We start from the raw sequence: 301 nt of genomic DNA, 5'->3' as shown, positions 1-301 counted from the left end.
AAGCGGTTGTAGATGTGGTCGTCGAGGCCCATGCCCGAAGCGGGCGTCTGGGCCTGGGGGATAGAGACGGAATCTGGCGTCTCCAGACGTGGGTTCACCGTGTGCTCCTCAGGCTCTAACGAAATCATGGTCACAGTTGTCAGTGCCAGTCATGTCTTACGTGTGTCCTCCCGGCATCGCTTCCCACCCGTTCCGGCGAGCCGGTGTGGACAGTCATTCAACGCCGCTGCACTGACACTAACCAACAGAACCGCCGTCACCATCCATGGCCCGGCCCCTGTTCGCTCATGGCGTGCGCGGC

This window comes from Phytoactinopolyspora endophytica (assembly GCF_004138495.1).
GTDB lineage: Bacteria > Actinomycetota > Actinomycetes > Jiangellales > Jiangellaceae > Phytoactinopolyspora > Phytoactinopolyspora endophytica.
Note: the sequence above shows the minus strand (reverse complement) of the source record.